24 protein-coding genes, 1 other RNA gene and 1 pseudogene are annotated in these 24,288 nt (G+C 72.5%); 12 read left to right on the top strand and 14 right to left on the bottom strand.

Going from position 1 to position 24,288, the window contains the following annotated elements:
* Positions 1 to 57: 57 nt before the first annotated feature.
* Both rnpB and ACIPJI_RS04070 read right to left on the bottom strand, forming a co-directional pair.
* Positions 58 to 460: RNase P RNA component class A (gene rnpB, locus ACIPJI_RS04075), an RNA gene on the bottom strand.
* A gap of 30 nt (positions 461 to 490) precedes the next feature.
* On the bottom strand, positions 491 to 1,072 hold the full coding sequence (locus tag ACIPJI_RS04070; RefSeq protein ID WP_402244742.1) for a Uma2 family endonuclease: 582 nt from the start codon (positions 1,070 to 1,072) through the stop codon (positions 491 to 493).
* A gap of 151 nt (positions 1,073 to 1,223) precedes the next feature.
* On the opposite strand from ACIPJI_RS04070, the gene ACIPJI_RS04065 reads away from it, so the two are divergent.
* The gene (locus tag ACIPJI_RS04065) at positions 1,224 to 2,006 is read left to right on the top strand and encodes a MerR family transcriptional regulator (protein WP_402244355.1); all 783 of its coding nucleotides are present in this window, start codon (positions 1,224 to 1,226) and stop codon (positions 2,004 to 2,006) included.
* The gene (locus ACIPJI_RS04060; RefSeq protein WP_402244353.1) at positions 2,003 to 2,833 is read left to right on the top strand and encodes a hypothetical protein; all 831 of its coding nucleotides are present in this window, start codon (positions 2,003 to 2,005) and stop codon (positions 2,831 to 2,833) included. Before ACIPJI_RS04065 ends, ACIPJI_RS04060 begins: the two co-directional genes overlap by 4 nt.
* Here ACIPJI_RS04060 and ACIPJI_RS04055 read toward each other — a convergent pair.
* The gene (locus ACIPJI_RS04055; protein ID WP_307706150.1) at positions 2,820 to 4,259 is read right to left on the bottom strand and encodes an RNB domain-containing ribonuclease; all 1,440 of its coding nucleotides are present in this window, start codon (positions 4,257 to 4,259) and stop codon (positions 2,820 to 2,822) included. The genes ACIPJI_RS04060 and ACIPJI_RS04055 overlap by 14 nt on opposite strands.
* Positions 4,260 to 4,372: 113 nt before the next feature.
* Here ACIPJI_RS04055 and yaaA point away from each other — a divergent pair, with 113 nt between their 5' ends.
* Both yaaA and eda read left to right on the top strand, forming a co-directional pair.
* Positions 4,373 to 5,179: a peroxide stress protein YaaA gene (gene yaaA, locus ACIPJI_RS04050; RefSeq protein ID WP_402244351.1), complete on the top strand. Its 807-nt coding sequence runs from the start codon at positions 4,373 to 4,375 to the stop codon at positions 5,177 to 5,179.
* Positions 5,180 to 5,239: 60 nt separating this feature from the next.
* Positions 5,240 to 5,869: a bifunctional 4-hydroxy-2-oxoglutarate aldolase/2-dehydro-3-deoxy-phosphogluconate aldolase gene (gene eda / locus ACIPJI_RS04045; protein WP_402244349.1), complete on the top strand. Its 630-nt coding sequence runs from the start codon at positions 5,240 to 5,242 to the stop codon at positions 5,867 to 5,869.
* A gap of 307 nt (positions 5,870 to 6,176) precedes the next feature.
* Here the strand turns inward: eda and ACIPJI_RS04040 are convergent, their stop codons facing one another.
* From ACIPJI_RS04040 to ACIPJI_RS04025, 4 genes are read right to left on the bottom strand one after another with little or no spacing between them, the layout of a single operon-like run.
* Positions 6,177 to 7,466, bottom strand: a complete 1,290-nt coding sequence (locus tag ACIPJI_RS04040; RefSeq protein ID WP_402244347.1) for a bifunctional RNase H/acid phosphatase — start codon at positions 7,464 to 7,466, stop codon at positions 6,177 to 6,179.
* Positions 7,466 to 8,209, bottom strand: coding sequence for a zinc ribbon domain-containing protein (locus ACIPJI_RS04035; RefSeq protein WP_307710338.1), 744 nt, complete (start codon positions 8,207 to 8,209; stop codon positions 7,466 to 7,468). Before ACIPJI_RS04035 ends, ACIPJI_RS04040 begins: the two co-directional genes overlap by 1 nt.
* Complete coding sequence (locus ACIPJI_RS04030; RefSeq protein ID WP_356619128.1) at positions 8,206 to 9,045, bottom strand: Nif3-like dinuclear metal center hexameric protein; 840 nt, start codon at positions 9,043 to 9,045, stop codon at positions 8,206 to 8,208. Before ACIPJI_RS04030 ends, ACIPJI_RS04035 begins: the two co-directional genes overlap by 4 nt.
* Before the next feature lie 42 nt (positions 9,046 to 9,087).
* Positions 9,088 to 10,119 carry an ABC transporter substrate-binding protein gene (locus tag ACIPJI_RS04025; protein ID WP_402244345.1) on the bottom strand — a complete coding sequence of 344 codons (1,032 nt, stop codon included), beginning with the start codon at positions 10,117 to 10,119 and terminating at the stop codon, positions 9,088 to 9,090.
* 184 nt (positions 10,120 to 10,303) lie between these two features.
* Between ACIPJI_RS04025 and ACIPJI_RS04020 the strand changes: the two genes are divergently transcribed.
* Positions 10,304 to 11,542: a hypothetical protein gene (locus ACIPJI_RS04020; protein ID WP_402244343.1), complete on the top strand. Its 1,239-nt coding sequence runs from the start codon at positions 10,304 to 10,306 to the stop codon at positions 11,540 to 11,542.
* A 766-nt stretch (positions 11,543 to 12,308) separates the two neighbouring features.
* On the opposite strand, the gene ACIPJI_RS04015 is transcribed toward ACIPJI_RS04020, so the two are convergent.
* The 3 genes from ACIPJI_RS04015 to ACIPJI_RS04005 are packed head-to-tail and all read right to left on the bottom strand — an operon-like array spanning position 12,309 to position 15,221.
* Positions 12,309 to 13,262 (bottom strand): 3-oxoacyl-ACP reductase, encoded by a 954-nt coding sequence (locus ACIPJI_RS04015; RefSeq protein ID WP_356619122.1) that lies wholly within the window; start codon positions 13,260 to 13,262, stop codon positions 12,309 to 12,311.
* 14 nt (positions 13,263 to 13,276) lie between these two features.
* A complete protein-coding gene (locus ACIPJI_RS04010) occupies positions 13,277 to 14,353 on the bottom strand; it encodes a Zn-dependent alcohol dehydrogenase (protein ID WP_402244341.1) in 1,077 nt (358 codons plus the stop codon).
* Between the two features lie 13 nt (positions 14,354 to 14,366).
* Positions 14,367 to 15,221 (bottom strand): MaoC/PaaZ C-terminal domain-containing protein, encoded by an 855-nt coding sequence (locus ACIPJI_RS04005; RefSeq protein ID WP_356619118.1) that lies wholly within the window; start codon positions 15,219 to 15,221, stop codon positions 14,367 to 14,369.
* Positions 15,222 to 15,403: 182 nt separating this feature from the next.
* Between ACIPJI_RS04005 and ACIPJI_RS04000 the strand changes: the two genes are divergently transcribed.
* A complete protein-coding gene (locus ACIPJI_RS04000; RefSeq protein ID WP_402244339.1) occupies positions 15,404 to 15,592 on the top strand; it encodes a hypothetical protein in 189 nt (62 codons plus the stop codon).
* Between the two features lie 4 nt (positions 15,593 to 15,596).
* Positions 15,597 to 16,238 (top strand): response regulator, encoded by a 642-nt coding sequence (locus ACIPJI_RS03995; protein WP_402244338.1) that lies wholly within the window; start codon positions 15,597 to 15,599, stop codon positions 16,236 to 16,238.
* Between the two features lie 28 nt (positions 16,239 to 16,266).
* Here the strand turns inward: ACIPJI_RS03995 and ACIPJI_RS03990 are convergent, their stop codons facing one another.
* On the bottom strand, positions 16,267 to 17,712 hold the full coding sequence (locus ACIPJI_RS03990; protein WP_402244336.1) for an MFS transporter: 1,446 nt from the start codon (positions 17,710 to 17,712) through the stop codon (positions 16,267 to 16,269).
* 106 nt (positions 17,713 to 17,818) lie between these two features.
* On the opposite strand from ACIPJI_RS03990, the pseudogene ACIPJI_RS03985 reads away from it, so the two are divergent.
* Positions 17,819 to 18,107: pseudogene (locus tag ACIPJI_RS03985) on the top strand (phosphotransferase); the annotation flags it as partial.
* A gap of 59 nt (positions 18,108 to 18,166) precedes the next feature.
* Here ACIPJI_RS03985 and ACIPJI_RS03980 read toward each other — a convergent pair.
* The 3 genes from ACIPJI_RS03980 to ACIPJI_RS03970 all read right to left on the bottom strand — a co-directional run bounded on the left by ACIPJI_RS03980 (position 18,167) and on the right by ACIPJI_RS03970 (position 20,287).
* On the bottom strand, positions 18,167 to 18,841 hold the full coding sequence (locus ACIPJI_RS03980; protein WP_402244334.1) for an esterase/lipase family protein: 675 nt from the start codon (positions 18,839 to 18,841) through the stop codon (positions 18,167 to 18,169).
* 362 nt (positions 18,842 to 19,203) lie between these two features.
* Positions 19,204 to 19,479, bottom strand: a complete 276-nt coding sequence (locus ACIPJI_RS03975; RefSeq protein WP_402244332.1) for a DUF397 domain-containing protein — start codon at positions 19,477 to 19,479, stop codon at positions 19,204 to 19,206.
* Positions 19,439 to 20,287, bottom strand: coding sequence for a helix-turn-helix domain-containing protein (locus ACIPJI_RS03970; RefSeq protein WP_402244330.1), 849 nt, complete (start codon positions 20,285 to 20,287; stop codon positions 19,439 to 19,441). The genes ACIPJI_RS03975 and ACIPJI_RS03970 overlap by 41 nt, the downstream gene beginning before the upstream one ends.
* A gap of 153 nt (positions 20,288 to 20,440) precedes the next feature.
* Between ACIPJI_RS03970 and ACIPJI_RS03965 the strand changes: the two genes are divergently transcribed.
* From ACIPJI_RS03965 to ACIPJI_RS03950, 4 genes are all read left to right on the top strand, one after another.
* A complete protein-coding gene (locus ACIPJI_RS03965; RefSeq protein WP_402244328.1) occupies positions 20,441 to 21,094 on the top strand; it encodes a class I SAM-dependent methyltransferase in 654 nt (217 codons plus the stop codon).
* 105 nt (positions 21,095 to 21,199) lie between these two features.
* Positions 21,200 to 22,153 (top strand): N-acetylmuramoyl-L-alanine amidase, encoded by a 954-nt coding sequence (locus tag ACIPJI_RS03960; protein ID WP_402244326.1) that lies wholly within the window; start codon positions 21,200 to 21,202, stop codon positions 22,151 to 22,153.
* A 151-nt stretch (positions 22,154 to 22,304) separates the two neighbouring features.
* Positions 22,305 to 23,138: a hypothetical protein gene (locus ACIPJI_RS03955; protein ID WP_356619102.1), complete on the top strand. Its 834-nt coding sequence runs from the start codon at positions 22,305 to 22,307 to the stop codon at positions 23,136 to 23,138.
* Between the two features lie 105 nt (positions 23,139 to 23,243).
* Entirely contained in the window at positions 23,244 to 24,254 is a 1,011-nt protein-coding gene (locus tag ACIPJI_RS03950; RefSeq protein WP_402244324.1) for an LLM class F420-dependent oxidoreductase, read from the top strand.
* The last annotated feature ends 34 nt before the right edge of the window (positions 24,255 to 24,288 follow it).

Raw genomic sequence — 24,288 nt, 5'->3', positions numbered from 1 at the left:
CCGGCAGGGCCTCCGACGCGGGTCGGAGGCCCTGCCGGGCACAACACGCGAGTGGGGCAGACGAGTCGGGCTGTACGCCGGGTTCTGTGCCCCGGGACCTCGCGGTCGTCGGGGCGACGGCCATCCATCTAGGACCGGCGTTGCCGCCGGCCTCGTGCGGTCTACCCGCGGACTCGGGCGGGCAGCCCTCGGACGTCCGCGCAGGACCACCTTCCGGCGGCCCCTCTTGACCTTGCTCCAGGTGGGGTTTACCTAGCCGCCTGAGTCACCTCAGGCGCTGGTGGTCTCTTACACCACCGTTTCACCCTTACCGAGGACCGAGGTCCTCGGCGGTCTGTTTTCTGTGGCACTGTCCCGCGGGTCACCCCGGGTGGCCGTTAGCCACCACCCTGCCCTGTGGAGCCCGGACGTTCCTCGGGAGGATCACTGCTGATCCCCACGCGGCCGTCCGCCCGGCTCGTCTGCCGTGGTGACCATGCTACCTGGCGTTTCAGAGGAAGTCGGCGGTCTCCAGGTCGAAGCCGAACGGCTCGGGGAGGGCGAGCGGCTTGCCGAACGGGACCGTGTGCCGCTCGCGGTAGTCACCGCGCTCCGGGTCGGTGAAGAGCGTCAGGGCCGAAGCTTCCCTGTCCACCAGGAGGTAGAGCGGGATCACGCCCTGGGCGTACGCGCGGCGCTTGGCCTCGCGGTCGGCCTGGGGACGGGTGGAGGTGACCTCCAGCACCATCGCCACTCCGTCGCAGGGCATCCAGGAGTCCGCACCTTCGAAGACACTCAGCTCCGCCGGGGCGAGGGTGCATTCCGGGATGACGTGGTTCCTCGCGGAACCGGTGGCCGGCCTCAGCGTCAGCCCCTTGTTCCCGGAGAAGTCCATGTCCGTCCGTGATCGCCTGATGATCTGTTTGACGATCTTGTTGATGTAGTTCTCGTGGTCCCCGTCAGGCGGCGGTGTCACGACGATCTCCCCCTCGATCAGTTCCGCCCGGAAGCCCTCCGGCGTGTCCAGCGCCAGGAAGCCCTCCAGCAGGACGTCGCCCGCCTGCGTGATCGGTTCGTGCGGCACGGCAGTCATGTCGTCAGCGTCGGACATCGAGGCACCCGCCAGTCCGTGTGATCGGGGTCGTTCCCTCGATCGTGGCACACGATCAAGGGAACGTGACGGCCTTCCGCACCCCACCGGCGGCGCTTGACCTTGTCGCGGCGTCAACGTTTCTACTGAAGTCATGCGAATCGGAGAGATCGCCGCGATGGTCGGTGTGACCACGCGGGCCGTCAGGCACTACCACCATCTGGGGCTGCTGCCCGAGCCCGTCCGGCTGCCCAACGGGTACCGGGAGTACACCGTCCGCGACGCCGTGCTGCTCGCGCGGATCCGGCGGCTCACCGAGCTGGGGCTCGGGCTCGACGAGGTGCGCGACGTGCTCGCCGAGGACGCGGGGCGGGATCTCGTCGAGGTGCTGGAGGAACTGGACGCCGACCTCGGGCGGCAGGAGGCGCTGATCCATGAGCGGCGGGCGCGGCTGGCCCCGCTGCTCGAGCAGGCGCGGGAGGGGCGACTGCCCCCCGAGGGGCCGGTGTCGCCGATGCTGGCGGAGCTGTTCGGGGACATGGCGCGCGCGTCCGCGGCGCTGCCCGGGCCGGAGCCGGCGATCGCGGCCAAGGACCGTGAGCTGCTGGCGCTGCTGGACACGATGGCGCCCCCTGCGGAGCAGGAGCGGCTGATGGGGGCGATGCGCCGGATGACCGAGGCGCCAGGTGCCATGGAACGCGCGTACGCGCTGTACGAGGAGCTCGACGCGCTCGCGGACGCCGACCCGGCCGACCCGAGGGTGGAGCGGACGGCCCAGGGCCTCGCCGACGTGCTGCCCGACGAGGTGGTGGCGCAGCTCGGCACGGACGGCCCGCCCCAGGAGGGGTTCCTGGACGCGTTCCTCGCGGACTTCTCGCCCGCGCAGGCCGCCGTCGTGGAGCGTGCCCTGCGGCTGGTCATGGAGCGTGCCCGGTGAACCGGCTGCTCAGCGCCCTGCGGGGCGTGGCCTACGCGGTGCTGCCCGCAGAACTGTTGCTCGCCATGTGTCTGGTGGGCGGTGTGCGGATCCCGGCCGTCGTCCTCGCCGTCGCCGAGGTGGCCGTCGTGCTGCTGCTCGCCGCGGAGGTGCTCGCCTATCTGCGGCTCCGCAGGGGCGGGCTGACCGGGCGGGAGGCGCTGGCCGAGCTCGTACCGCTGCCCGTGCTGCGGCTCGTCGGCCACGAACTGCGGCTGATGTACAGCCTGGTCCTCCGGGTCGCGTGGCGCCGTGACGGCGTCGGGCCGGACGACCGCGCTTTCGGGCACGCCCGGGACCAGGCCGCGCTGATGTACGGCTTCACCTTCGTCTGCGCCGTCGAGACGGTCGTCATGGCCGTGCTGTTCCGGAACTGGCCGGCCGTGCACGCCGTGCTGCTCGTCGTCGACGTCTACACCGTCCTGTTCATGCTGGGCCTCCAGGCCGCTTCCGTCACCCGCCCGCACGTCCTGTCCGCGGACACGCTGCGGCTGCGCCAGGCAGGCCATGTGGACCTGCGGATACCGCTGGAGCGGATCGCGTCCGTACGGTACGAGCTGCTTTTCACGCACGAGCAGCAGGACGAGGTCCTCGACCTGAAGATCGCCGGGCAGACGTCGGTGACGCTGGAACTGTCCGAGCCGGTGACGTACACGGGTCTGCTGGGGCGGGAGCGGCCCGTCCGAACGGTCCGCGTCCACGCCGACGACGCCAGGGCGTTCGCAAAGGCCCTGCGGGAGGCGGTCGCCGGGGAGCGCCCGGCGAAGGCGCCGGTCACGCCGGCGTGAACCGCACCTTCGCCCGCCCCGGGTCTGCCTCGGTGAGCCGCACCCTCAGCCGCTCCCCCAACGGCAGCGCGCCGTCGCCGCCTTCGACGCGCGCCACCACGGCGGGGTCCTCGAGGTGGACGGTGCCGGCCGCCGGGTCGTTCTCCTTCACGTCGACGACGACCGCGTCGAAGACCTCGCCGATCCGGTCCCGCAGCACGATCGCTTCGACGATGTCGAGGCATTCGCGCTCGACGGTGTTGCCGCGCCGGCCGCCCTCGGCCATCTCCTTGGGGAGGGTCTCCAGGGCGGCGGCCACCCACTCCGGCGGCTCCTGCCCCGCGACGGCCGCCAGGCACAGCTCGCCCGCGTAGCGGTCGACGAGCCGGCGCAGCGGCGCGGTGCAGTGCGTGTACTCGGCGGCGACCGCCGCGTGGACGGCCGGCACCGGAAGCACTCCGCCGGTGAACGCCGTGTACCCGGCGCCGCGCAGCAGCGTCGTGCACTCCTGGAGGAAGGCCGCGTTGCGCGGCTCGCGCGGGTCGAGGGAGCGGACGAGGTCCGCGTACGAGACGTGGTGGGGCCAGTCGACGTGCAGCGCCTTCGCCGAGCGGCGCAGCCGCGCAACGGCCCCGTCCGGGGCGGTGGGCAGGGTGCGCAGGATGCCGGTGCCCGACGCGGTCATGAGGCCGGCGGCGGCCATGCCGGTCAGGAGGGAGATCTGGGCGTTCCAGCCGTCGGCGGGGCGCGGGGCGCGGTACTCGAGGACGTACCCGCCGTCCCGCTCGGTGACCTCCTGCTCGGGGACGTTGAGGGAGATCCCGCCGCGTTCGACCTCGAGCGCCTCGCGCAGGGTGCCGATGTCCTTGAGCAGGGCCAGCGGTTCCTCCGCCGTGCCGGTGTCGATCTGCCGCTGCGCTCCTTCGTAGTCCAGCCTGGCCCGGCTGCGTACGAGCGCCCGGCGCACGTCCGTGGCGACCGTGCGCCCTTCCGCGTCGAGGTCGATCCGCCACAGCAGCGCGGGGGCGCTCTGGCCGGGCAGCAGGCTGGCGGCCCCTTCGGAGAGACCGGGCGGGTGGAGGGGGACCTTCCCGTCGGGGAAGTAGAGGGTCTGCACCCTCCGGTGGGCCTCTGCGTCCAGCGCGGAGCCCGGCGTGACGAAGGCGGCGACGTCGGCGATCGCGTAGTGGACGCGATAGCCCCCGTCGCGGCGGGCGAGGTGCATCGCCTGGTCGAGGTCGACGGAGCCAGGCGGGTCGATGGTGAAGAAGGGGATGTCCGTGGCGTCCTCGGCGGGCAGCCGCGGGGCCCTGACAGCGGTCGCGGCCTCGGCGAGGGCCGCTGCCGGGAAGTCCCCCGGCACGTCGAGCGTCGTGCGCAGCTCACGCAGGGCGGCGCGCAGCGGGGCCTCGGCTGCGCCGGTCGCTTTCATGTGGCGGCGGGGCATGGACCGAGCGTAGGTCGCGGCGGGGGTGGTGGCATTTCGGCGGGGCGGGGCGGCCTTTGTACTCTGGCGCGGGGCCGCACCCCCACCCCGTGTCCGTACGAAGGAGACCTGCCGTGCTTGTGCTGTTGCCGCCGTCGGAGGGCAAGGCCGATTCCGGCCGCGGGGCTCCGCTGAAGCCGGAGTCACTGTCCCTGCCGGGGCTCGCGGAGGCACGGGCGGCGGTGCTCGACGAGCTGGTCGAGCTGTGCGCCGCCGACGAGACGAAGGCGCAGCAGGTCCTCGGCCTGAGCGAGGGACTGCGCGGCGAGATCGCGAAGAACGTGGAACTGCGGACGGCGGGGACCCGGCCGGCCGGTGAGATCTACACCGGCGTCCTGTACGACGCGCTGGGCCTCGCCACGCTCGACGCGTCCGCGCGCCGGCGGGCCCGGCAGGCGCTGCTGGTGTTCTCCGGGCTGTGGGGCGCGGTCCGGATCGGCGACCGTATCCCGCCGTACCGCTGCTCGATGGGCGTGAAGCTGCCGGGCCTCGGCGCGCTCGGGGCGTACTGGCGCGGCCCGATGGAGTCCGTACTGCCCGAGGAGGCCGGCGGCGGGCTGGTGCTCGACCTGCGGTCGTCGGCGTACACGGCGGCGTGGAAGCCGAAGGGCGAGGTGGCGAGCCGTACGGCGACGGTGCGGGTGCTGCACTCCCGGATCGATGAATCGACCGGGGTCGAGAAGCGGTCCGTGGTCAGTCACTTCAACAAGGCGACGAAGGGCCGCATCGTCCGCAGCCTGCTGGAGGCCGGCGCGGCGCCCAGGTCGCCGGCCGCACTGGTGGAGGCGCTGCGGGACCTCGGACACGTGGTCGAGGCGGAGCCGCCGGCGAAGGCCGGGAAGCCGTGGGCGCTGGACGTGGTGGTCTCCGAGATCCACTAGCCGTTGCAGCACGCGCAACGCGCGTTGCGCCTGCTGCTCGGGCTGGGCAGGATGGGGCGCATGACCTCCGTACTCGGCCTCGCCCCCGTGATCCCTGTCGTCGTCGTCGACGACGCCGCCACTGCCGTACCGCTCGCCCGCGCCCTCGTCGCGGGCGGTCTGCCGGCGATCGAGGTGACGCTGCGGACACAGGCCGCGCTCGACGCGATCCGCGCGATCGCGGCGGAGGTGCCCGACGCGGTCGTCGGCGCCGGCACGGTGATCTCACCGGCCGGCGTCTCCTCGGCGGTGGCGGCCGGAGCACGCTTCCTCGTCAGCCCCGGCTGGACGGACACCCTGCTCGACGCGATGAAGGCGTCCGGCGTGCCGTTCCTGCCCGGTGTGTCCACGACGTCGGAGGTGGTGGCCCTGCTGGAACGCGGGGTGACGGACATGAAGTTCTTCCCCGCGGAGGCGGCGGGCGGCACGCCCTACCTCAAGTCCCTCGCCGGCCCGCTCCCCCAGGCCCGCTTCTGCCCGACGGGCGGGGTGTCGCTGGCCACGGCCCCGGCGTATCTGAGTCTCCCGAACGTCGCCTGCGTCGGCGGCACGTGGATGCTGCCGCCGGCCGCGCTGACGTCCGGGGACTGGCCCCGCGTCGAGTCCCTGGCGCGGGAGGCTGCGGGGCTGGGGGGTCGCAGGGCGGTGTAGGTGGCGGCGGAGTGCCGGCGCGTGTCGGCCCCGGAGGGCGGCCGCGGGTGCGTGGCCGCTGCGCGGGGCCTGCTCCCCACCCCGCCCCTTCCCGTAACCGGGGGCTCCTCCCCCTACGCCTGGCGGCGTGGGGGGACCCCCACCGGACCCCCGCGCCTCAAACGCCGGCGAGGCTGACAAAGTCAGCCCGCCCGGCGATTGAGGGCACGGCCGAAGGCCGTACGGGGTCCGGGGCTTGCCCCGGTTTCGGGAAGGGGCGGGTAGGGGAACACGCCCGCCGCAGGCGACACGCACCCGCCCCCCGCCGTCACCGCAAGTGCGACGTGTCGTTCAGCAGCCGCAGCGACGCGTTGCCGTCCGCGTAGTACGCCACCGCCGACAGCGACGCCGCCGACAGTTCCATCCGGAACAGCGACTCCGGTGGGGCGCCGAGGGCCAGGCGGACCAGGGTCTTGACCGGGGTCACGTGGGTGACGAGGAGGATCGTGCGGCCCTGGTGCAGGGCGAGGAGCTTGTCGCGCGTCGCGGCGACCCGCCTCGCCACCGTGGCGAAGCTTTCGCCGCCGCCCGTCGGCGCGGCCTTCGGGGAGGCGAGCCACGCTTCGAGGTCGTCGGGGTAGCGCTCCCGTACCTCCGCGTAGGTCAGGCCCTCCCACGCCGCGAAGTCGGTCTCGCGCAGGCCTTCCTCGATGCTCACGCCGAGGCCCAGCTTCGCCGCGACGGCGTCGGCCGTCTCACGGCAGCGCCGCAGCGGGGAGCTGATGATCGCCTGGATCGTGCCGCGCCCGGCGAGCGCCGCGGCGACGGCGTCGGCCTGGCGGCGGCCGACGGCGGAGAGCACCGGGTCGCTGCCGCCGCTGCCCGAGAAGCGCTTCTCGGGGGTGAGCACCGTCTCGCCGTGGCGGAGCATGACGAACGTGGCGGGCAGGCCCAGGTCGGGGGCGCCCCATCCGGCGGACGGGGCCGCCGGCGTCGCCAGAAGCTCCGCCCCCGCGACCGCGTCGGAGACGGCGGGAGCGGTGGGAGCGGTGGGAGCGGTGGCAACGGACGCGCCCCCGGTGCGGACGAGCGCCGCCCGGGCCTTCGCCGCGCCGGCCGCCGCGTCGCCCACCACACGCGCCGCTTCCGCGTCGCGTGCGTCGAGGGCCGCGGTGGAGCGCGACGGCTCCCACTGCTTGCCCTGCTTGCCCGCGTCCATCGCCTCGTTGGCGAGCCGGTCGGCGTGCTTGTTGCGCTCGCGGGGGATCCACTCGTAGGTGACCTGCGCGGGCGGGAAGACGCGTGCGGCCTCCGCGGCCAGCGGCTTCATGTCGGGGTGCTTGATCTTCCAGCGGCCCGACATCTGCTCGACGACCAGTTTGGAGTCCATCCGTACGCGGACGAGCGCCTCCGGGTCCAGGGCGTGGGCCGCCTTGAGACCGGCGACGAGGCCCTTGTACTCGGCCACGTTGTTGGTCGCCACGCCGATGTACTCCGCGGCCTCGGCGAGCGTCTCGCCGGAGACCGGGTCGAGGACGACCGCGCCGTAGCCGGCGGGGCCGGGGTTGCCTCGTGAGCCGCCGTCGGCCTCGACGACGAACTCGCGCGGTACCGGCACTACAGCCCCGATTCGGACGTGCGGACGAGGATGCGGCGGCAGTTCTCGCAGCGCAGGACCGTGTCGGGCGCGGCGGCGCGGACCTCGTTCAGTTCGGTGATGTTCAGCTCGAGCTGGCAGCCCTCGCAGCGGCGCTGGAACAGCCGGGCCGCGCCCACGCCGCCCTGCTGGGCACGGAGCTTCTCGTACAGCTTCATCAGGTCGGCGGGGACCGAGCCGGCGACGACCTCGCGCTCCTTGGTGACGGACGCGGCCTCGCTGTCGAGTTCCTGTTCGGCGGCGTCCCTGCGGGCGGTGGCGGCGTCGACCTTGGCCTGCACGGAGGAGACCCGCTCCGTCAGTTCGGCGACGCGCTCCTGCACGGACTCACGGCGCTCCATGACCTCGAGGACGATGTCCTCCAGGTCGCCCTGGCGCTTGGCGAGGGAGACGATCTCCCGCTGAAGGTTCTCCAGGTCCTTGGGCGAGGTGATGGCGCCGGAGTCGAGCCGCTGCTGGTCGCGGGTGGCGCGCTGGCGCACCTGGTCGACGTCCTGCTCCGCCTTGGTCTGCTCGCGGGCGGTGTCGCTCTCCTCGGTCTGCGCGGCGACGAGCAGGTCACGCAGCTGCGTGAGGTCCTTGGTGAGCGACTCGATCTCGGCGTGCTCGGGCAGCGACTGGCGCTTGTGCTCGAGCTGCGACAGGCGCCGGTCGAGGGACTGGACGTCGAGAAGTCGGATCTGGTCGGCGGGCGCGGCGTTCAGTTGGGGGCTCCAGAGGAATCGTGGTGGGAGGACCAGGGGTCGGTGACCGTCGTGGAGACGTGGACCCGCAGGTCCCAGCCGTACCGGTCGGAAATCGCGTCGAGCTGCGCCGCGGCCTGTTCGCACCAGGGCCATTCGGTCGCCCAGTGCGCGGCGTCGACCAGGCCGAGCGGCGAGTGCTGGGTGGCCTCGGACGCCGGGTGGTGGCGCAGGTCCGCGGTGAGGAAGGCGTCCACACCGGCGGCGCGCACGTGGTCGAAGAGGCTGTCGCCGGAGCCGCCGCTCACCGCGACGGTGCGGACCGTCGCGTCGGGGTCGCCGGCGAGGCGGATGCCCTGCGCGGTGGCGGGCAGCCGCTTCGCGGCGCGTGCCGCGAACTCGCGCAGCGTCTCAGGATGATCCAGCTCGCACACACGGCCGAGGCCGCGGCGGCCGTTCGGGTCCGAGGCGTCGGGCACCAGGGGCCGTACGACGCGCAGGTCCAGCGCGCCGGCGAGGGCGTCGGAGACGCCGGGGTCGGCGGTGTCGGCGTTGGTGTGCGCGACGTGCAGGGCGATGTCGTTCTTGATCAGTGTATGCACGACCCGGCCCTTGAAGTGGCCGGCCGCGACCGTCGTCGTGCCGCGCAGATAGAGCGGGTGGTGGGTGACGAGCAGGTCGGCGCCGAGCCGCTGCGCCTCTTCGACGACGTCCTGGACGGGGTCGACGGCGAACAGCACCCGGAGGACCTCGGCGTCGGGGTCTCCGCAGACGGTGCCGACGGCGTCCCACTCTTCGGCCCGCTCTGGGGGCCAGAGGGCGTCGAGCGCGGAGATGACTTCAGACAGACGGGGCACGCAGCAAAGGCTACCTGCCCCGCCCGCCTGTGCGGCCGTGCCCTACTTGGCGAGGAAGCCGCGCAGGTCGTCGAGGACCTCGCCGGCGGCGGTGACGCCGAGACCCAGGTACCAGGTCTCGTCGGGAACGTCCTTGGCCTGCCCGGCCTTCACGGCCTTCAGGTCCTTCCACAACGGGTTGGACTCGGCGGTGTCGCGCTTGGTCTTCGACGGGTCGCCGTAGACGCCGGTGAAGATCCAGTCGGCGTCGGCCTCGTCCATCTTCTCCGGGCTGATCTCGGCGGCGAGGTCGTTGATCTGCTGGTTCTTCGGCCGCGGGATGCCGGCGTCGTCGAGGATCGTGCCGATGAAGGACGCCTTCGCGTAGAGGCGGATCTTGCCCGGCATGTAACGGAGCATGGTGACCGTCGGCTTGTTCTCGCCGAGGTCGGTGCCGAGCTGCTTCGCCTTCTTCTCGTACTCGCCGAGCTTGGCCTTCGCCTCCGCGGTCCTGTCGAGCGCAGCGGCGTTGAGGAGGTAGTTCTCCTTCCAGGTGAAGCCCGGGCGGATGGAGAAGACCGTCGGCGCGATCTGCGACAGCTCCTTGTACTTGTCGCTCGCGCGCAGCTGGCTGCCGAGGATCAGGTCCGGCTTGAGCGCGGCGATGGCCTCGAGGTTGAGGCTGTTGATGGTGCCGACGTTCTTGGGGCTGCCGGCTTCCTTCTTCAGGTAGCCGGGGATGCCGTCGTCGCCTTCGGTGGGCGCGTAGCCGACGGGCTGCATGCCGAGGGAGGCGACGTTGTCCAGCTCGCCGACGTCGAGGACGACGACCCGCTTGGGCGCGGCCTTTATCTCGGTCTTGCCGAGGGCGTGAGTGATGGTGCGGGGGAACTCGCCGGCCTTGGCGTCCGTGCCCATCGCCGCCGTCTTGGCGGCGGCGTCACCGAAGTCCTTGCCGCCCTGGGCCACGGCCTTCTTGCCGCCGTCGTCCGCCTTGGCGCCCGCGTCCTTGTCCGCACCGCCGCCGCAGGCGGCGAGGGAGAGAGCGGCTGCGAGGGCGACTGCGGCGGCGGTGCCGCGGCGGCGTAGGGACATGACGTGCTCCTGATCCGGTACTTAGGTGGGCCTTACCTTAAGCACGGGCAGGCGAGGCAGCACAACCGCCCCCTCAATCTCAGGCGAATCAGGGCATGGCCACCCTTATGTGTGAAGAGAGCCCTCTCGTGCTGTTCGGCAGGAAGTGCGATACCTAGCTTCAAAGGCCGGAGGTGAGGCATCGATGACAGCCTGTGCCATCGAGACCGCCGCGGCGGACGGGGCGGTGGCGAGTACGGACGGTTCGGACGGCGCGCGGACCACGAGCGGCGCGGAGGTCCCTCGCGGCGCGGCGGCCCCGGCGATCGCGATCACCGCGGACGGCACGTACGGAGCCCGCCTGGCGGGGACGGGCGAGGCGCTGTTCCCCGAGCGCTGGACCCTCGACGGCCTTGAGCCGTACGCCGTTCCGCTGCCGCTCGACCAGCCGGAGGAGCGCGACGCACAGGTGCTGCCGCTCTCCGACGGCCGGGTGCTGATCAGCCGCCGGGTCGCGGAACGGCACACGTTCTCCCTGCTGTACCCGACCGGTCCGGCGACGGGTGAACTGCCCCTCGGGGCCGTCTCCACCGAGGAGTTGACCCTGCTGCCCCCGTCCCCGGACGGGGTCCTCGCCTACGCCCTGGTGCCGAATGCGCATTCCACCGGCGTCTGGCTGGTGGCGGGCGGCGCCCGCGGCCCCGAGCGCGTCGCGGAGGTGGCGGGGCACTGCTCGGGCGGCGCGTGGCTGGACCGCGCGGGACGGCTGCTCGCGCTGGACCGCAGGCGGGCGGACGGCGGTCCGGTCAAGACGGTCGTGGTCGACCTGGCGCGCGGCGGCGAGGTGACGCCGCTGCTGCAGATCACGGAGGAGAGCGACGACCGGCTGCTGCTCGCGGACGCCGACAGCGGTCTACTGCTGATCCGTTCGAACGCGCCAGGGCCCGGACAGGACCGGCTCGGCTGGGGCGTGCTGGGCAGCGCCCGGCCGGTGCGTTTCCCCCGGAGCCTGCGGCTGCCGGACGCGCTGGTGACGCCGTTCGCGGTGCAGCCGGGGCAGGTCTTGATGCCGGAGAGCTGCGCGGTGGCCCTGCGGATCGACGGCGCGGCCGGCAGCTGGGTGGGCCTGTGGCGCCCCTCGGCCCGCCGGATGATTCAACTCGCTGCTCCTGTCGGGTGGTTGGCGGGTGCCGGGACCTGGAACCGGGACGGCGTGCTCCAACTGCCGTGCGTGACCGAGTCGGTGCCGTGCGGGGTGATCCGTATGGAGGTTCCGGAAGCCCTCTGCGCCTCTGCAGAAACCTTCGGTCACATGGCGGCCACAGAACCGGCACAAGCGGAAGCCGCAGGTGGGGAACCGCGCGACGGCTCCGACTGTCCTGCTGTGTGCAGGCCGGTTCCGTTGCAGCAGGCGCCGCTCACCGGGCGTGGTTCCCGTGGTTAGACTCACGGGCCGGGGCGACCCGGGCCACGGTTCCGGCCGGTGGGCGGGGGCCTGCGACACATGTAAGCAGCGATTTTCTACGGGGTGACTTCCCACATGTCAGAAGCCCGAACCGACACGACCCACACGCGCCCGCGCCCGCAGCCTGCGGCGGCGGGGCGGGGCGAAGCCGGCGGCGGCGCGAGTCCGGGCGCGGGGCCCGGTAGGCACCGGGGTGGTGCGGCGGCGAAGGACGAGTCGTCGGCGCCGGGGCGGGGGCGGCATCGGAGGCCGTCTGGGGGCGACGGAGCGTGACGGCGGGGCGGGTGGCGCCTGCGGCGGGCGTTTCCCCACCCCTCCCCCGACGGCCTGGCGGCCGTGGGGGGACCCCACTTCCCGAACCGGGGCAAGTCCCGGATCCCGTACCGCGCTTCGCGCGGTGTTTCGGAAGCTCTGCCCCAGGGCCCCCGCGCCTCAATCGCCGGCGGGGCTCGAAATGCCCCGCCGGCGATGGTGGAGCCGCCGACAGGGCTGGAGTTGGCGGCGGGGCTGGAGTTGCCCGGCAAGGCCGGAGTGTCTCCGCCGACGGGCTGAGTGCCGCACAGCGGCATTTCAGCCCGCCTGGGGGCGCCTCCCACGGCCGCCAGGCCGTAGGGGCGAGGACACCGCGGCGCGCGGTACCGGGTCCGGGCGAAGCCCCACCCACGCGGCGGAGCCGCACATCGATACAGCGGGCAGGGGCGGGGTGGGGAGAACGCTCCGCCCAGCGGCCACGCGCCCGCCCCCACTACCCCCGCCTCAGCCCCAGCACCTCCCCCGCCGCGAACGTCTCGCCCCGTGGCATCGCCCCGAAGTACGGCGTCAGGACCCCGTCAAGTTCCTCGAAGCTGAACGTCGGGCCCTTCGACAGTGACGCGTCGAACTTCGCCGCCACCCGGGGGCGTTCCACCACCGCCACCATCCCACCGTGCACGACCAGCAGTTGGCCGTTGACGACGGCCGCGGCGGGTGAGGACAGGTAGCCCACCAGCGGCGCGACGTGCTCCGGCGACAGGGCGTCGAAGCCGCCCGGTTCCGCTTCCGCGAAGCCCGCGAAGACGTCCTCCGTCATCCTGGTCCTCGCCCGGGGACAGATGACGTTCGCCGTGACGCCGTACTTCGCGAGGGCGAGCGCCGTCGAAGTCGTCAGGCCGACGATGCCGCCTTTCGCGGCCGCGTAGTTGGGCTGGCCCGCAGAGCCGGCGAGGAACGCCTCGGAGGAGGTGTTGACGATCCGTCCGTACACCTGGCCGTCCGCCGCCGCCTTGGCCCGTTCTCTCCAGTGCGCGGCCGCGAATCGCGTGGTGTTGAAGTGGCCCTTGAGGTGGACCCGGATGACCGCGTCCCACTCGTCCTCGCTCATCGAGAAGACCATCCGGTCGCGCAGGATGCCCGCGTTGTTGACGAGGATGTCCAGCTTGCCGTACTCGCGCACTACCAGGTCGATCAGTGCGCGCGCCGACTCGAAGTCGGCGACGTCGCCGTGGTGGGCCACTGCCCGGCCGCCGGCGGCGCGGATCTCCTCGGCGACGGCTGACGCGGGCGTGCCGGACGACGACCCCGTGCCGTCGCGCCCGGGCTGCCCGTAGTCGTTGACGACGACCGCCGCGCCGAGCCGGGCGAGTTCCAGGGCCTCGGCCCGGCCGAGTCCGCGCCCCGCGCCGGTGACGATCGCGCTCAGGCCTTCGAGGGGGAGAGACATGCGTGCCGTCCCCCTCAGATCTCGATGCACGTGCGCAGGGCCTCGCCGCTGCGCATCTGCGCCACCGCGTCGTTGATGCCGGCCAGCGGCACCCGGTGGGTGATGAGGCCCGCCAGGTCGATCCGGCCCGCCCGCCAGAGCGCGATGGCCCGCTCGTAGGAGCGCAGCACGTCCCCGCCGCCGTACAGGGACGGCAGGATGCGCTTCTCGTCGAAGAACAGCTCGAACATGTTGAACCGCACGTGGTCGTCCATCGCGCCGGCGCCGACGACGCACAGCGTCCCGCCGCGCCGGGTCGTATCGTAGGCCGTGCGGGTCGTCGCCGACTTCCCGACGACCTCGAAGACGTAGTCGAACCCCTCCCCCGCGGTGATCCGCTGCTTGGCGTCGCCGAGCGCCTCCGGCGCCACCGCTTCCGTCGCACCGAACCGCAGGGCCGCCTCGCGCCTGGACGCGACGGGGTCGACGGCGACGATCTGCGCCGCGCCTCGCAGTTTCGCGCCCTGGATGGCGGAGATGCCGACGCCGCCGCAGCCGATGACGGCGACGGAGGAACCGGTTTCCACCTTTGCCGTGTTGATGGCCGCGCCGAGTCCGGTGGTGACGCCGCAGCCGATGAGGGCGGCGATGTCGAAGGGGACGTCGTCGGGTATCGGCACCGCGCAGCCCGCGTCGACGACGACCTCCTCGGTGAAGGTGCCGGTGCCCGCGAAGCCGAAGACGTCTCCGCCGGGGCGGCGGAAGTTGGGCGTGCCGGCGTTCATGAACCCGGCCAGGCACAGATGGCCCTGCCCCCGTTTGCAGGAGGCGCAGGCCCCGCAGGCGGCCAGCCAGCACATCAGCACCCGGTCGCCGGCGCTGAGTCCGCTGACCCCGTCGCCGACGTCGAGGATCTCTCCGGCGCCCTCGTGGCCGGGCACGAAGGGGGCGGGCTGCGGCAGCACACCGTTCATGGCGGAGACGTCGGAGTGGCACAGGCCGGTGGCCCTGATCCGGATCCGCACCTTGCCGGGGCCGAAGCCCACCGCCTCGACGTCGTCGAGGACTTCGAGTTTGTCCTGGCCGATCTCGTGCACTACGGCTGCGCGCATGGTGCGGCTCCCTTCACACGGTTTCTACGAGGGTGTCGGCGAGGACGGGGGCCTCGTCCCGGTCGGCGGCGGTCACCACGACCTGGACCCCGCCGGGCAGGTCCCACATCCGGATGCGGAGGGTCTCGCCGGGGAAGACGACGCCCGCGAAGCGGGTGCGGTACGAGCGGACGCGGGTGACGTCCCCGCCGAGCAGGGTGTCGATGACGGCCTTCAGCGTCGTGCCGTACGTGCACAGGCCGTGCAGGATCGGCCGGTCGAAGCCGGCGAGCTTGGCGAAGTCGGGGTCGGCGTGCAGGGGGTTGAGGTCGCCGGAGAGCCGGTAGAGCAGGGCCTGGTCCTCGCGGATGTGCCGTTCCACGGTCCGGTCGGGGGCGCGGCCCGGGAGGTCGAGGCGCTCGGACGGCCCGCGTTCCCCGCCGAAGCCGCCCTCGCCGCGTACGAAGAGCTGGGCGTCGCTGGTCCACAGGGGCCCGTCGTCGTCGGCCGCCTCGGTACGCAGGACGAGGATCGCGGCCTTCCCCTTGTCGTACACCGCGGCGATCCGCGAGGTGGAGGTGGCCGTGCCGGTGACGGGGATCGGGCGGTGCAGTTCGACGCGCTGGCCGCCGTGGAGCACGGACGCGAGCCGGATGTCGAGCCCGGGGAGGTCGAGGCCGCCGACGACACCCTTGCCCGCCCCCGCGACGGTGGCGAAGCTCGGCAGCACGTGGAGCCGGGACTCGAGGGTGTAGCGCAGTTCGTCGGGGTCGGTGGCGGGGCGGCCGGCGCCCACGCCGAGGTGGTACAGCTGGATGTCCTTGTGGTCCCAGGTGACGGTGGTGGAGCGGGGCTCCGCGGCGACGGCCCTGGCGGCGTCAATGGGCATGGGACTGCTGCTCCTCGGTGAGGTGAAGACCTCGGCACGGCCGTCCGCACCGTCGGCCGCACCGAGGTCGTACGGGACCGGCCAGGCGAGCCGTTCTAGAACGCGTTCTAGGCCGATGGCCCTATGTATAGCGCGACCTCGGAAGGTTGTGAAGACTGCTGACGCAACGTCAGATCCGCCCGGTGTCCGCCCACGCGCGGGACATTCGTCACCGGCCGGTCCGGCCCCGGCCCGTCGCCGGGCCCGCCCGGCAGCGGTCTGCGGGACTCTCGGAACGGCTCGCCGCGGCGGGCGGCACGCTGATGCCGGGCCCGGCCCCGCAGGGCGGCTTCCGCGTGACCGCCGAGGTGCCGGTCACGGTCGTAGCCTGACTCCATGAACGAGATGCCCCGCGATCACAGACCGGCGAAGTCCGTGCGTGTCCTTCTCGCGGAGGACCAGGGCATGATGCGGGGCGGGCTCGCCCTGCTGCTCGGTCTGGAGGCCGACATCGACGTGGTGGCGCAGGTGGGGCGCGGCGATCAGATCGTGGAGGCGGCGCTCACGTCCCGGCCGGACGTGGCGCTGCTCGACATCGAACTCCCGGGGCTCAGCGGCCTGGACGCCGCCGCCGACCTGGCGCGGGAGGTGCCGGACTGCCGGGTGCTGATCCTCACCACGTTCGGCAGGCCGGGCTGTCTGCGGCGGGCCATGGAGGCGGGGGCGGCCGGGTTCCTCGTCAAGGACGGGCCGGTGGAGGAGCTGGCCCAGGCGATTCGGCGGGTACTGACCGGCGAGACGGTCGTCGATCCGGCGCTGGCCGCGACAGCGCTCGGCGCCGGGCCGAACCCGCTGACGGCCGGGGAACGGGACGCTCTCGGCGCGTCGGTGGACGGGGCGACGGTCGCCGGCATCTCGGAAAAGCTGCACCTGTCGGAGTCGGCCGTGCGGAACCACCTGTCGTCGGCGATCGGCAAGACGGGAACCCGCAACCGCATGGAGGCCGCCCGGGCCGCCCGGGAGCAGGGCTGGCTCTGACTGACGCACCCGGCCTGCCCCACTGCGGTCACGCCCGGTCCGCCGCGGGCCGCGGCAGCCACAGCAGCATGAGCACCGCGCCCGCGAGGAGCACGCCCGTCCCCGTACGGAAGGCCAGCGCGTAACCGGCCGTCAGGTCCTCCGGCCCGGTCGCGCCGCCGGAGCGTGCGGCGGCGACCGTCGACAGGATCGACAGGCCGAGCGCGCCGCCCATCGTGCGGGAGGTGTTGATGAGGCCGGAGACGAGGCCCGCGTCGTCGGGGTCCGCGCCCGACGTGGCGAGGGCGGCGAGCGGCGTGGCGGCCAGGCCGATGCCCGCCATCATCAGGATGCCGGGGCCGGCGATCGACGTGAGGTACGTGCCGTCGGCGGTCATCGTGGACTGCCAGCCGAATCCGGTCGCGGCGATCAGGGTGCCGAGGACGGCGACGTTGCGCGCGCCGCCTCTGGCCATCAGCGACGGCGCCAGTTTCGAGCCGACGATGACGCTGACGGAGCTGGGGACGAGGGCGAGGCCGGCCTCCAGCGGCGTGTAGCCGAGGACGTTCTGGGCGTACACCGTCATGAAGAACCACATCGCGAAGGACGCGGAACCGGTCACCAGCATGGACACGTTGGCGGCCGACACGGCCCGCGAGCGGAACAGCTTCAGCGGCATGAGCGGGGCCTTCGCCCTGGCCTCCACCACCAGGAACAGGCCGAGCAGCGCGAGCCCGCCGAGCAGGGGCAGCAGTGTCCGGCCGGCGCCCCAGCCGGACTCCTCCGTCTGCACGATGCCGTACGCGACGGCGGCCAGGCCGCCCGTCACCAGGACCGCCCCGGGCAGATCGAGCCGGCGGCTGCCGCCGGTGCGGCTCTCCGTCAGCCACAGGACGGCGGCGGCCAGCACCAGCACGCCGACGGGGACGTTGATCAGCAGCACCCAGCGCCACGACAGCAGGTCGGTCAGCACCCCGCCGACGAACCCGCCCGCCGCGCCACCCGCGGCTCCGACGGCCGCCCAGGTGGCGATCGCGCGGGTCCGTGCCGGGCCCGGCGGCACGGCGGAGGTGATGATGGTCAGCGTCGCCGGCGCGAGCACGGCCGCGCCGAGTCCCTGCACGGCGCGTGCGGCCGGCAACTGCCAGCCCTCCTGGGCGAGTCCGCCCGCGACGGACGCGGCGGTGAACAGGCTCAGCCCGACGATGAACATCCGCTTGCGGCCGAATATGTCCGCGGCCCGCCCGCCGAGGAGCATGAACCCGGCGAACGCGATCGAGTACGCGTTGAGCACCCATTGCAGCCCCGTCGCGGAGAGTCCGAGGTCGGCACGCATCGACGGCAGCGCCACGTTCACCACCGACACGTCCAGCACGACGAGGAACGCGCCGGCGCACGCGGCGAGGATCACCGCCCAGGTACGGGGCGAGGGCGTGGTGGGCGCGGGGGCGAGCGACTTCTGCGCGTTCGAGGGGGCTTGGGGCATGCCTGTCATGGTCGCAGCGACACGTCGGTCCGTACATCCTGAATTCGATGTACGGCTCACGCGGGGTGGGTCCAGGGCCGGGGACCTAGGACCGGGCAGGCGGGGGCGCGGGCTGCACCTCGTCGTCGATCCCGACAGCCGCCGGCTCACCGCCCTGTTCGACTTCGAGCCCGCGATGATCGGCGACCCGGCGTACTTCGTCGCCGGGGGGCCTCTTCGTCACCCGCGGCGACCCGGACCTGCTGGGCCGGATCCTCAAGGCGTACGGCCGCACCTTCGACCCGGCCGTGCTGATGACGTACACCCTGCTGCACGTGTACAGCCACCTGCCGTGGTCCATGCGGGATTTGCCCCTCCCGGACGCGGGCACACCGCAGTCGCTCGCCGAGGCGTGGTTCGGTACGCAGTGGCCGGCGCGCTCAGCGCCGCAGCGGCGAACGGAATGCGGCTGCCCGCGGGCGGGTCAGCGGTTGATCATGTCGCGGGTCTGGGCGTACACCGTCGCGTCGGTGAGCAGGCCCATGTGGGAGAGGCAGGCGGTCCGGGTGTTGACCGCGCCGGACAGGGACACGGAGCTGTCCGGGTTGATCACCGTGTCGCAGGGCGACCACCAGGTCGCGTAGCGGGGTGAGCCCGGAGTCTCGTCACCGGAGTTGAGGGCGGTGAGGAAGCTGGAGCCTGTGCGCATCTCGGTGCAGGACGCGTCGAAGCAACTGTTGGCGGTGTCGGTTCCGTGGTTGGGGCCGCCCAGCGACACCCAGGCGTCGGCCTTGGAGGTCCCGTCGAGGTTCTTGAGGTAGTACCGCGAGGAGAGGCCACCCATGGAGTGGCTGACGATGTCGACCCCGGTCGCCCCGGTGGCCGCGAGGAGACGATCGACCTCTGTGGACAACTGCTGGGCGGTGACGGTGTTCGACTGGCGCGAGTCGTAGGTCCACTGGCGCAGGTGGGAAGACGGCCAGCCGTCGGCCCTGAAGCGGTCGGCCATGGTGTTCCAGTTGCCGGCGTCACCGTTGTAGCCGTGCACGAACAGGATGGGATTGCTGTCCAGCGTGAAGCGGGAACTGCTCGACGCCTGGGCAGGGACCGACGCCTGCACGGCGAGAAGAGCGCCGGCGGCGGCGACGGCTGCGGTCATGACGGATCTCTTCACGCGGGCCTCGACTCAAGGGGCGGGGGCAGGGAAAGGCGCTCGACGCCGCGTTCTGGGGGGCTGGGGCCCGTCCCGGGTCACGGGAGCGATACCTGCGGGCGTGCCGAGCGTGCCGGGCGAAGGGTTCGCCTCGGCATCAGAGTGAAGACACCGGTGTCGTTGCGGGGTGGGCCGAGCGTACTGATCGGTAGGTACGCGTGGTCAAGAGGTGTGCGCCAAGTTCCTCGCCCGTCCCATCGGGCGTGCGGGACCGGTGCGGGTGCACTGCCCCTGGGACCGGCGGGGCTGGTTCGAGTGGGGTGTGACCCCGGGACCGGGTTCCCACGGTCCAACGCGGGAAGGGGCCGTCAAAGGCGGCCGGCTCCGGCGGCGGCGACGAACGCCGCGAAGGCGGCGGGGGTGGCGGTGAAGACGGGGCCGTCGGGGTTCTTGGAGTCGCGGACGGCGACGTGGGGGGCGAGGTCGGCGACCTCGACGCAGTCCCCGCCGGTGTCGGAACTGTACGACGACTTGCGCCAGGCGGCTGCGCCGAGCGGCGCGCACTCGACGCATTGACCGCCGGTGTCGCCGCTGTAGGACGACTTACGCCAGCGCACGTCCGTCAGGCTCTGGATGGTGTCCATACCGTTCCTCCATTACGCGGGCGATGAGCGCCGCCGAATCGTCGACGGAGAGCGCGGCGGCCTGCAAGTGATCGTAACGAAGTGAACCCTCCCTGACAGCAGCCGGATTGGCCGTCATATGGCCCTGCACGAAGTCCTCGGTGTAGACGAGGTCCGGATCGTCCTCGAACCGCAGCAGATTGAAAGTCCCGGGCAGCCCCGCGTGCGCGCCTGTCTCGAACGGCAGGATCTGCACCTTCACCCACTCACGCCCGCGCACCTCCGACAGGTGGGCCAGTTGATCCCGCATGACCTCACGGCCGCCGACCTCCTGGTGCAGTACGGCCTCGCTCAGCACGACCCACATCAGCGGCGGCGTCTCCCGGTCCAGGATGCGCTGGCGCTCCATCCGTGCGGCCACCCGCGCGTCGAGGTTCTCCTCCGAACGCACTCCCAGCACGGCGCGGGCGTATCCCTCCGTCTGGAGCAGCCCGTACACCAGCTGCGCCTGATAGGTGGAGATGTACGCCGCCTTCGCCTCCATCTCCGCGTACGCCTGGAACCAGTGCGGCAGTTGGCTCCGGAGCACCAGCCCCACCAGCCGGGAGAACATGCCGTCCGTCCCCAGCGCCGCGTCGACCCGTTCGCTGAAGTCCCGGGTCGGGACCTTCTTCGCCGTCTCGATCTGGCCGACCAGGGAGCCCGTGACGAAGATGCACGAGCCCAACTGGGCCTGGTTCATGCCGGTTGCTTCTCTGCGGCGGCGCAGTTCCGCGCCGTAGTAGTCCAGCGGCGATGCGCCGGGGTCGAGGTTGCGCATGTGGACCATCGCGTCGGCCCCCCGTTCGTTGTGGCTCCCGGCCGACCGTAAGCACCCCGGCCGGGCTGGGTGAGGTGAATCACGCAGGACACCTCGAACGGGGGACCTACCGGCGCGTAGGGCACGATGGCCTGATCCGCACGACCCGTCCAGGAGGACCCCATGGCCGCCACCGCTCCCAAGCCGGAGATCCTTGCCGCCTTCGAGGCCGCCAAGGGCTTCATGCCCGTGGGCGAGGGCCTCGCCCTGTACGCGGCCGCCGCCGAGGCCGGGGCGCTCGGGCTGCCGCTGCTGGAGGTGGGGACGTACTGCGGGCGCTCGACGATCCTGCTGGCGGACGCGGCACGGGAGGCCGGCACGGTCGTCGTGACGGTGGACCACCACCGGGGCAGCGAGGAGCAGCAGCCCGGCTGGGACTACCACGACCCCGAGACGGTGGACCCCGAGGTCGGTCTCATGGACACGCTGCCCACCTTCCGCCGCACACTGCACAAAGCCGGTCTCGAGGAGCATGTCGTCGCGGTCGTCGGCAGGTCGCCGCAGGTGGCGAAGGTGTGGGGCGGGAAGGCCGGGCTGGTCTTCATCGACGGCGGCCACACCGACGAGCACGCGACCAACGACTACGAGGGCTGGGCCCCGCATGTCGCGGAGGGCGGGCTGCTGGTGATCCACGACGTGTTCCCCGACCCGGTGGACGAGTGGACCGGACAGGCCCCGTACCGCATCTACCTCCGCGCCCTGGCGTCCGGCGCGTTCACCGAGGTCTCGGCCACGGATTCGCTGCGCGTCCTGCGCCGCACGGGCCCGGGCGTCTGACCCACGACGGCACGCCGGGGCGCCACGCCGTGCGAGGGGTCCGGTCGGGTGCGACACCGTCGACCAGACCGACCACCGGACCTGCCGCCCGCTAGCATCGCGACCGTGTCGTACGACGAGAACCAGCACCGTGATCCCCGGCCGCGCCCCTCCCGGCGCGGCCTCGTCGCCGTGGTCGCGGGCGCGGCGCTCGTGGTGGGCGGTGCGGGCGGGTGGTTGGTGTGGCAGGCCGACGGTTCCGGGGGCGGCAGCGCCCCCAACGGGTCCGCCACCTCCGCGGGCAAACCGGGCGGCTCCAAGGCCCCGCCGTCTTCGACCCCGTCCGGTTCGAAGTCCGCCGCGCCGCCCGCCGCCTCCCCCGCGCCCTCCCCGTCCACGAAGGCCGGTCCGCTCGCGGGGAAGGTCGTCGTGGTGGACCCGGGGCACAATCCCGGGAACTTCTCGCACACCCGCGAGATCAACCGCCAGGTGGACATCGGAACCAACCGCAAGGAATGCGACACGACAGGCACGGCGACCGCCGCCGGTTACCGTGAAGCCGATTTCACCCTCGATGTTTCACGACGTCTTCGCACACTGCTCGAAGAGCAGGGCGCAAAGGTCGAATTCACCCAGGACGGCGATCGTCCGTTCGGTCCCTGCATCGACGAACGGGCACGATTCGGCAACGAAGCGGGGGCCGACGCGGTCATCTCCGTCCATGCGGACGGGTCGGCCGTCGGCAACCGCGGATTCCACGTGATCCTCCCCGATCGGGTCAAGGCGGGCGCCGCCGACACCTCGAAGATCGTGGGCCCCTCGCGTGAACTCGGCGAACGCATCGCCGGCCGTTTCCTGCGCGCCACCGGAAGCTCCCCGTCCAATTATGTGGGAGGCGGGACCGGCCTCGACGTGCGCAAAGATCTGGGCGGACTGAACCTTTCGACCGTGCCCAAGGTCTTCATCGAATGCGGCAATATGCGGGATCCTGAGGACGTCGCTCTGCTCACCAGCCCGAGCTGGCGGCAGAAGGCGGCCCAGGGAATGGCGGACGGCATCAGCAGCTACCTACAACGGTGAGTGCGATACCGGGCGGACGTCCGGAACCGGCAGACGATAGATTCACCTCTACGATGGGGAGTCACCCCCGAGCTCCGCGTCAGCGCACACCGCCCGAACAGGCGGCAGCGAAGACCGCCCCGATGATGAGACGACGACAAAGGATTTTTACGTGAACATCCGCTCCCTCACTCGAGGCGACGGCGTGGTGATCGGAGCAGCGGTGGTGCTGTTCATCGCCTCGTTCCTCAGCTTCACCAGCGTGGACTGCCCCAGCGGGGTCGACTGCTCCAGCGCGGAGATGAACGCCTGGGACTCGCTGAACATCGTGATGTCCATCTACATCGGCGGGATCATCGGCGCCGCGCTGCTGATCCTCAGCCGCGGCATGCCGGGCCGCAAGGTCGCCGGTCTGGACCTCGGCCAGTTCGGCGTGGCCCTCACCATCTTCGCGCTCTGGACGATGTTCTGGACGATCATCGACATGAACAGCGCGGGCGCCGGCGCCATCCTCGGCCTGCTGGGCACCATCGCCCTGGCCGGCGGCGCCGTCGCCACCCCGCTGGTGCCGGCCCTCAAGGCCCCGCTCGTCGGCGCCCCGCGTCCGGCCGCGGTCCAGCAGCCGTACGGCATGCAGCCCCAGCCGCAGGGTGGTTACGGCTACCCCGGCGCGGGCGCCGGTCAGCCGTCGTACGGTGGCCAGCCGGGTCAGCCGCAGCCTTACGGCGCACAGGGCGGGCAGCCGCAGGCCGCCGCCCAGCCGGCCGCCGCGGCCCCGGCCGACGCCTCCCAGGGCGGCGCCCCGTCGGACTTCACCCCGTTCTGGTTCGCCGTGCCGGTGGCCCGTCCGCTGTACGGCGAGGACGGTTCGCCGACGCCGATCGCCGAACTGGCGCCCGGCACCTGGTACCTGGCGGTGGAGCAGCGCGGTCCCGGCCTGGTGGCCCAGACGCAGGACGGCCGTCGTGGCGTGCTGCAGGACACCTCGGGCATCCAGCGCGGCTGATCCCTCTCGCACACAGCGCGGCCCCTCGCCCTTCCGGGCGGGGGGCCGCTGCCGTACCCTGACGCCCCGTCAGAAGACTTCCGGGCGGGGGAAGGACGGACGGGCATGCGACTCGGACTCGCCCTCGGCTACTGGGGCCGCGGCCCCGACCCCGGCCATCTGGAACTGGCCCGTGAGGCCGAGCGGCTCGGCTACGACTCCGTGTGGACGGCGGAGGCGTGGGGGTCGGACGCGTTCACCCCGCTCACCTGGATCGCTGCGCACACGCGGCGCATCCGGCTGGGCACCGCCGTGGCGCAGATGGCCGCGCGCACCCCGACGGCGACCGCGATGCACGCGCTGACCCTCGATCACCTCTCCGGCGGCCGGATGATGCTGGGGCTGGGCCTGTCGGGACCGCAGGTGGTGGAGGGGTGGTACGGCCGCCCGTTCCCCGACAGCCCGCTCACCGCGACCCGCGAATACGTCGACGTGATCCGCCAAGTCCTCGCCCGCGAGGGGCCGGTCGAGCTGGCCGGGCGCTTCCACCGCCACCCGTACACGGGCGACGACGGCACCGGCACCGGCAAGCCCCTGCGGCCCATCACCCACCCGCTGCGCGCGGATCTCCCCGTACTGCTGGGGGCGGAGGGGCCGAAGAACATCGCGCAGACGACCCGTATCGCCGACGGGTGGCTGCCGCTGTACTGGTCCCCGCTGCGGACGGACGTCTACGCGGCGTCCCTCGCGGACCTCCCGGCGGGCTTCATGGTCGCCCCGATGGCCCGGGCGCGGGTCTGCGACGACATCGCGGAGGGCCTGCTGCCCGTGAAGGCGATGCTCGGCTTCTACATCGGCGGCATGGGACACGCGACCCGCAACTTCCACGCCGGGCTGATGGCGCGGATGGGCTTCGCGGCGGAGGCCCGCCGGATCCAGGAACTCTTCCTTGCGGGCCGCAGACATGAGGCGGTGCTCGCCGTGCCCGACGACTTCGCGGACGAGATCTCGCTCGTGGGACCGCGTGAACGCATCGCGGAGCGGCTGGAGCTGTGGCGGACGGGCCCGGTCACGGACCTGCTGGTCACCGCGCCGGACCCGCACACGCTGCGGGTGCTGGCCGAGCTGAACGCCTGAAACCGAGGAACGAACCCAAGAGCCTCGATCCAGT

Origin of the sequence: Streptomyces sp. NPDC086835, from assembly GCF_044745705.1 — a bacterium.
In the GTDB taxonomy this organism is placed as follows: domain Bacteria; phylum Actinomycetota; class Actinomycetes; order Streptomycetales; family Streptomycetaceae; genus Streptomyces.
Note: the sequence above shows the minus strand (reverse complement) of the source record. Positions and strands in the feature narration are given on the sequence as shown.

Excerpts from the sequence above, each read along its gene's own strand:
- ACIPJI_RS04070 (WP_402244742.1), bottom strand. The coding sequence starts at position 1,072 with ATGACTGCCGTGCCGCACGAACCGATCACGCAGGCGGGCGACGTCCTG.
- ACIPJI_RS04065 (WP_402244355.1), top strand. The coding sequence starts at position 1,224 with ATGCGAATCGGAGAGATCGCCGCGATGGTCGGTGTGACCACGCGGGCC.
- ACIPJI_RS04055 (WP_307706150.1), bottom strand. The coding sequence starts at position 4,259 with ATGCCCCGCCGCCACATGAAAGCGACCGGCGCAGCCGAGGCCCCGCTG.
- eda (WP_402244349.1), top strand. The coding sequence starts at position 5,240 with ATGACCTCCGTACTCGGCCTCGCCCCCGTGATCCCTGTCGTCGTCGTC.
- ACIPJI_RS04025 (WP_402244345.1), bottom strand. The coding sequence starts at position 10,119 with ATGTCCCTACGCCGCCGCGGCACCGCCGCCGCAGTCGCCCTCGCAGCC.
- ACIPJI_RS04020 (WP_402244343.1), top strand. The coding sequence starts at position 10,304 with ATGACAGCCTGTGCCATCGAGACCGCCGCGGCGGACGGGGCGGTGGCG.
- ACIPJI_RS04015 (WP_356619122.1), bottom strand. The coding sequence starts at position 13,262 with ATGTCTCTCCCCCTCGAAGGCCTGAGCGCGATCGTCACCGGCGCGGGG.
- ACIPJI_RS04010 (WP_402244341.1), bottom strand. The coding sequence starts at position 14,353 with ATGCGCGCAGCCGTAGTGCACGAGATCGGCCAGGACAAACTCGAAGTC.
- ACIPJI_RS04005 (WP_356619118.1), bottom strand. The coding sequence starts at position 15,221 with ATGCCCATTGACGCCGCCAGGGCCGTCGCCGCGGAGCCCCGCTCCACC.
- ACIPJI_RS03995 (WP_402244338.1), top strand. The coding sequence starts at position 15,597 with ATGAACGAGATGCCCCGCGATCACAGACCGGCGAAGTCCGTGCGTGTC.
- ACIPJI_RS03990 (WP_402244336.1), bottom strand. The coding sequence starts at position 17,712 with ATGACAGGCATGCCCCAAGCCCCCTCGAACGCGCAGAAGTCGCTCGCC.
- ACIPJI_RS03980 (WP_402244334.1), bottom strand. The coding sequence starts at position 18,841 with ATGACCGCAGCCGTCGCCGCCGCCGGCGCTCTTCTCGCCGTGCAGGCG.
- ACIPJI_RS03975 (WP_402244332.1), bottom strand. The coding sequence starts at position 19,479 with ATGGACACCATCCAGAGCCTGACGGACGTGCGCTGGCGTAAGTCGTCC.
- ACIPJI_RS03970 (WP_402244330.1), bottom strand. The coding sequence starts at position 20,287 with ATGGTCCACATGCGCAACCTCGACCCCGGCGCATCGCCGCTGGACTAC.
- ACIPJI_RS03965 (WP_402244328.1), top strand. The coding sequence starts at position 20,441 with ATGGCCGCCACCGCTCCCAAGCCGGAGATCCTTGCCGCCTTCGAGGCC.
- ACIPJI_RS03950 (WP_402244324.1), top strand. The coding sequence starts at position 23,244 with ATGCGACTCGGACTCGCCCTCGGCTACTGGGGCCGCGGCCCCGACCCC.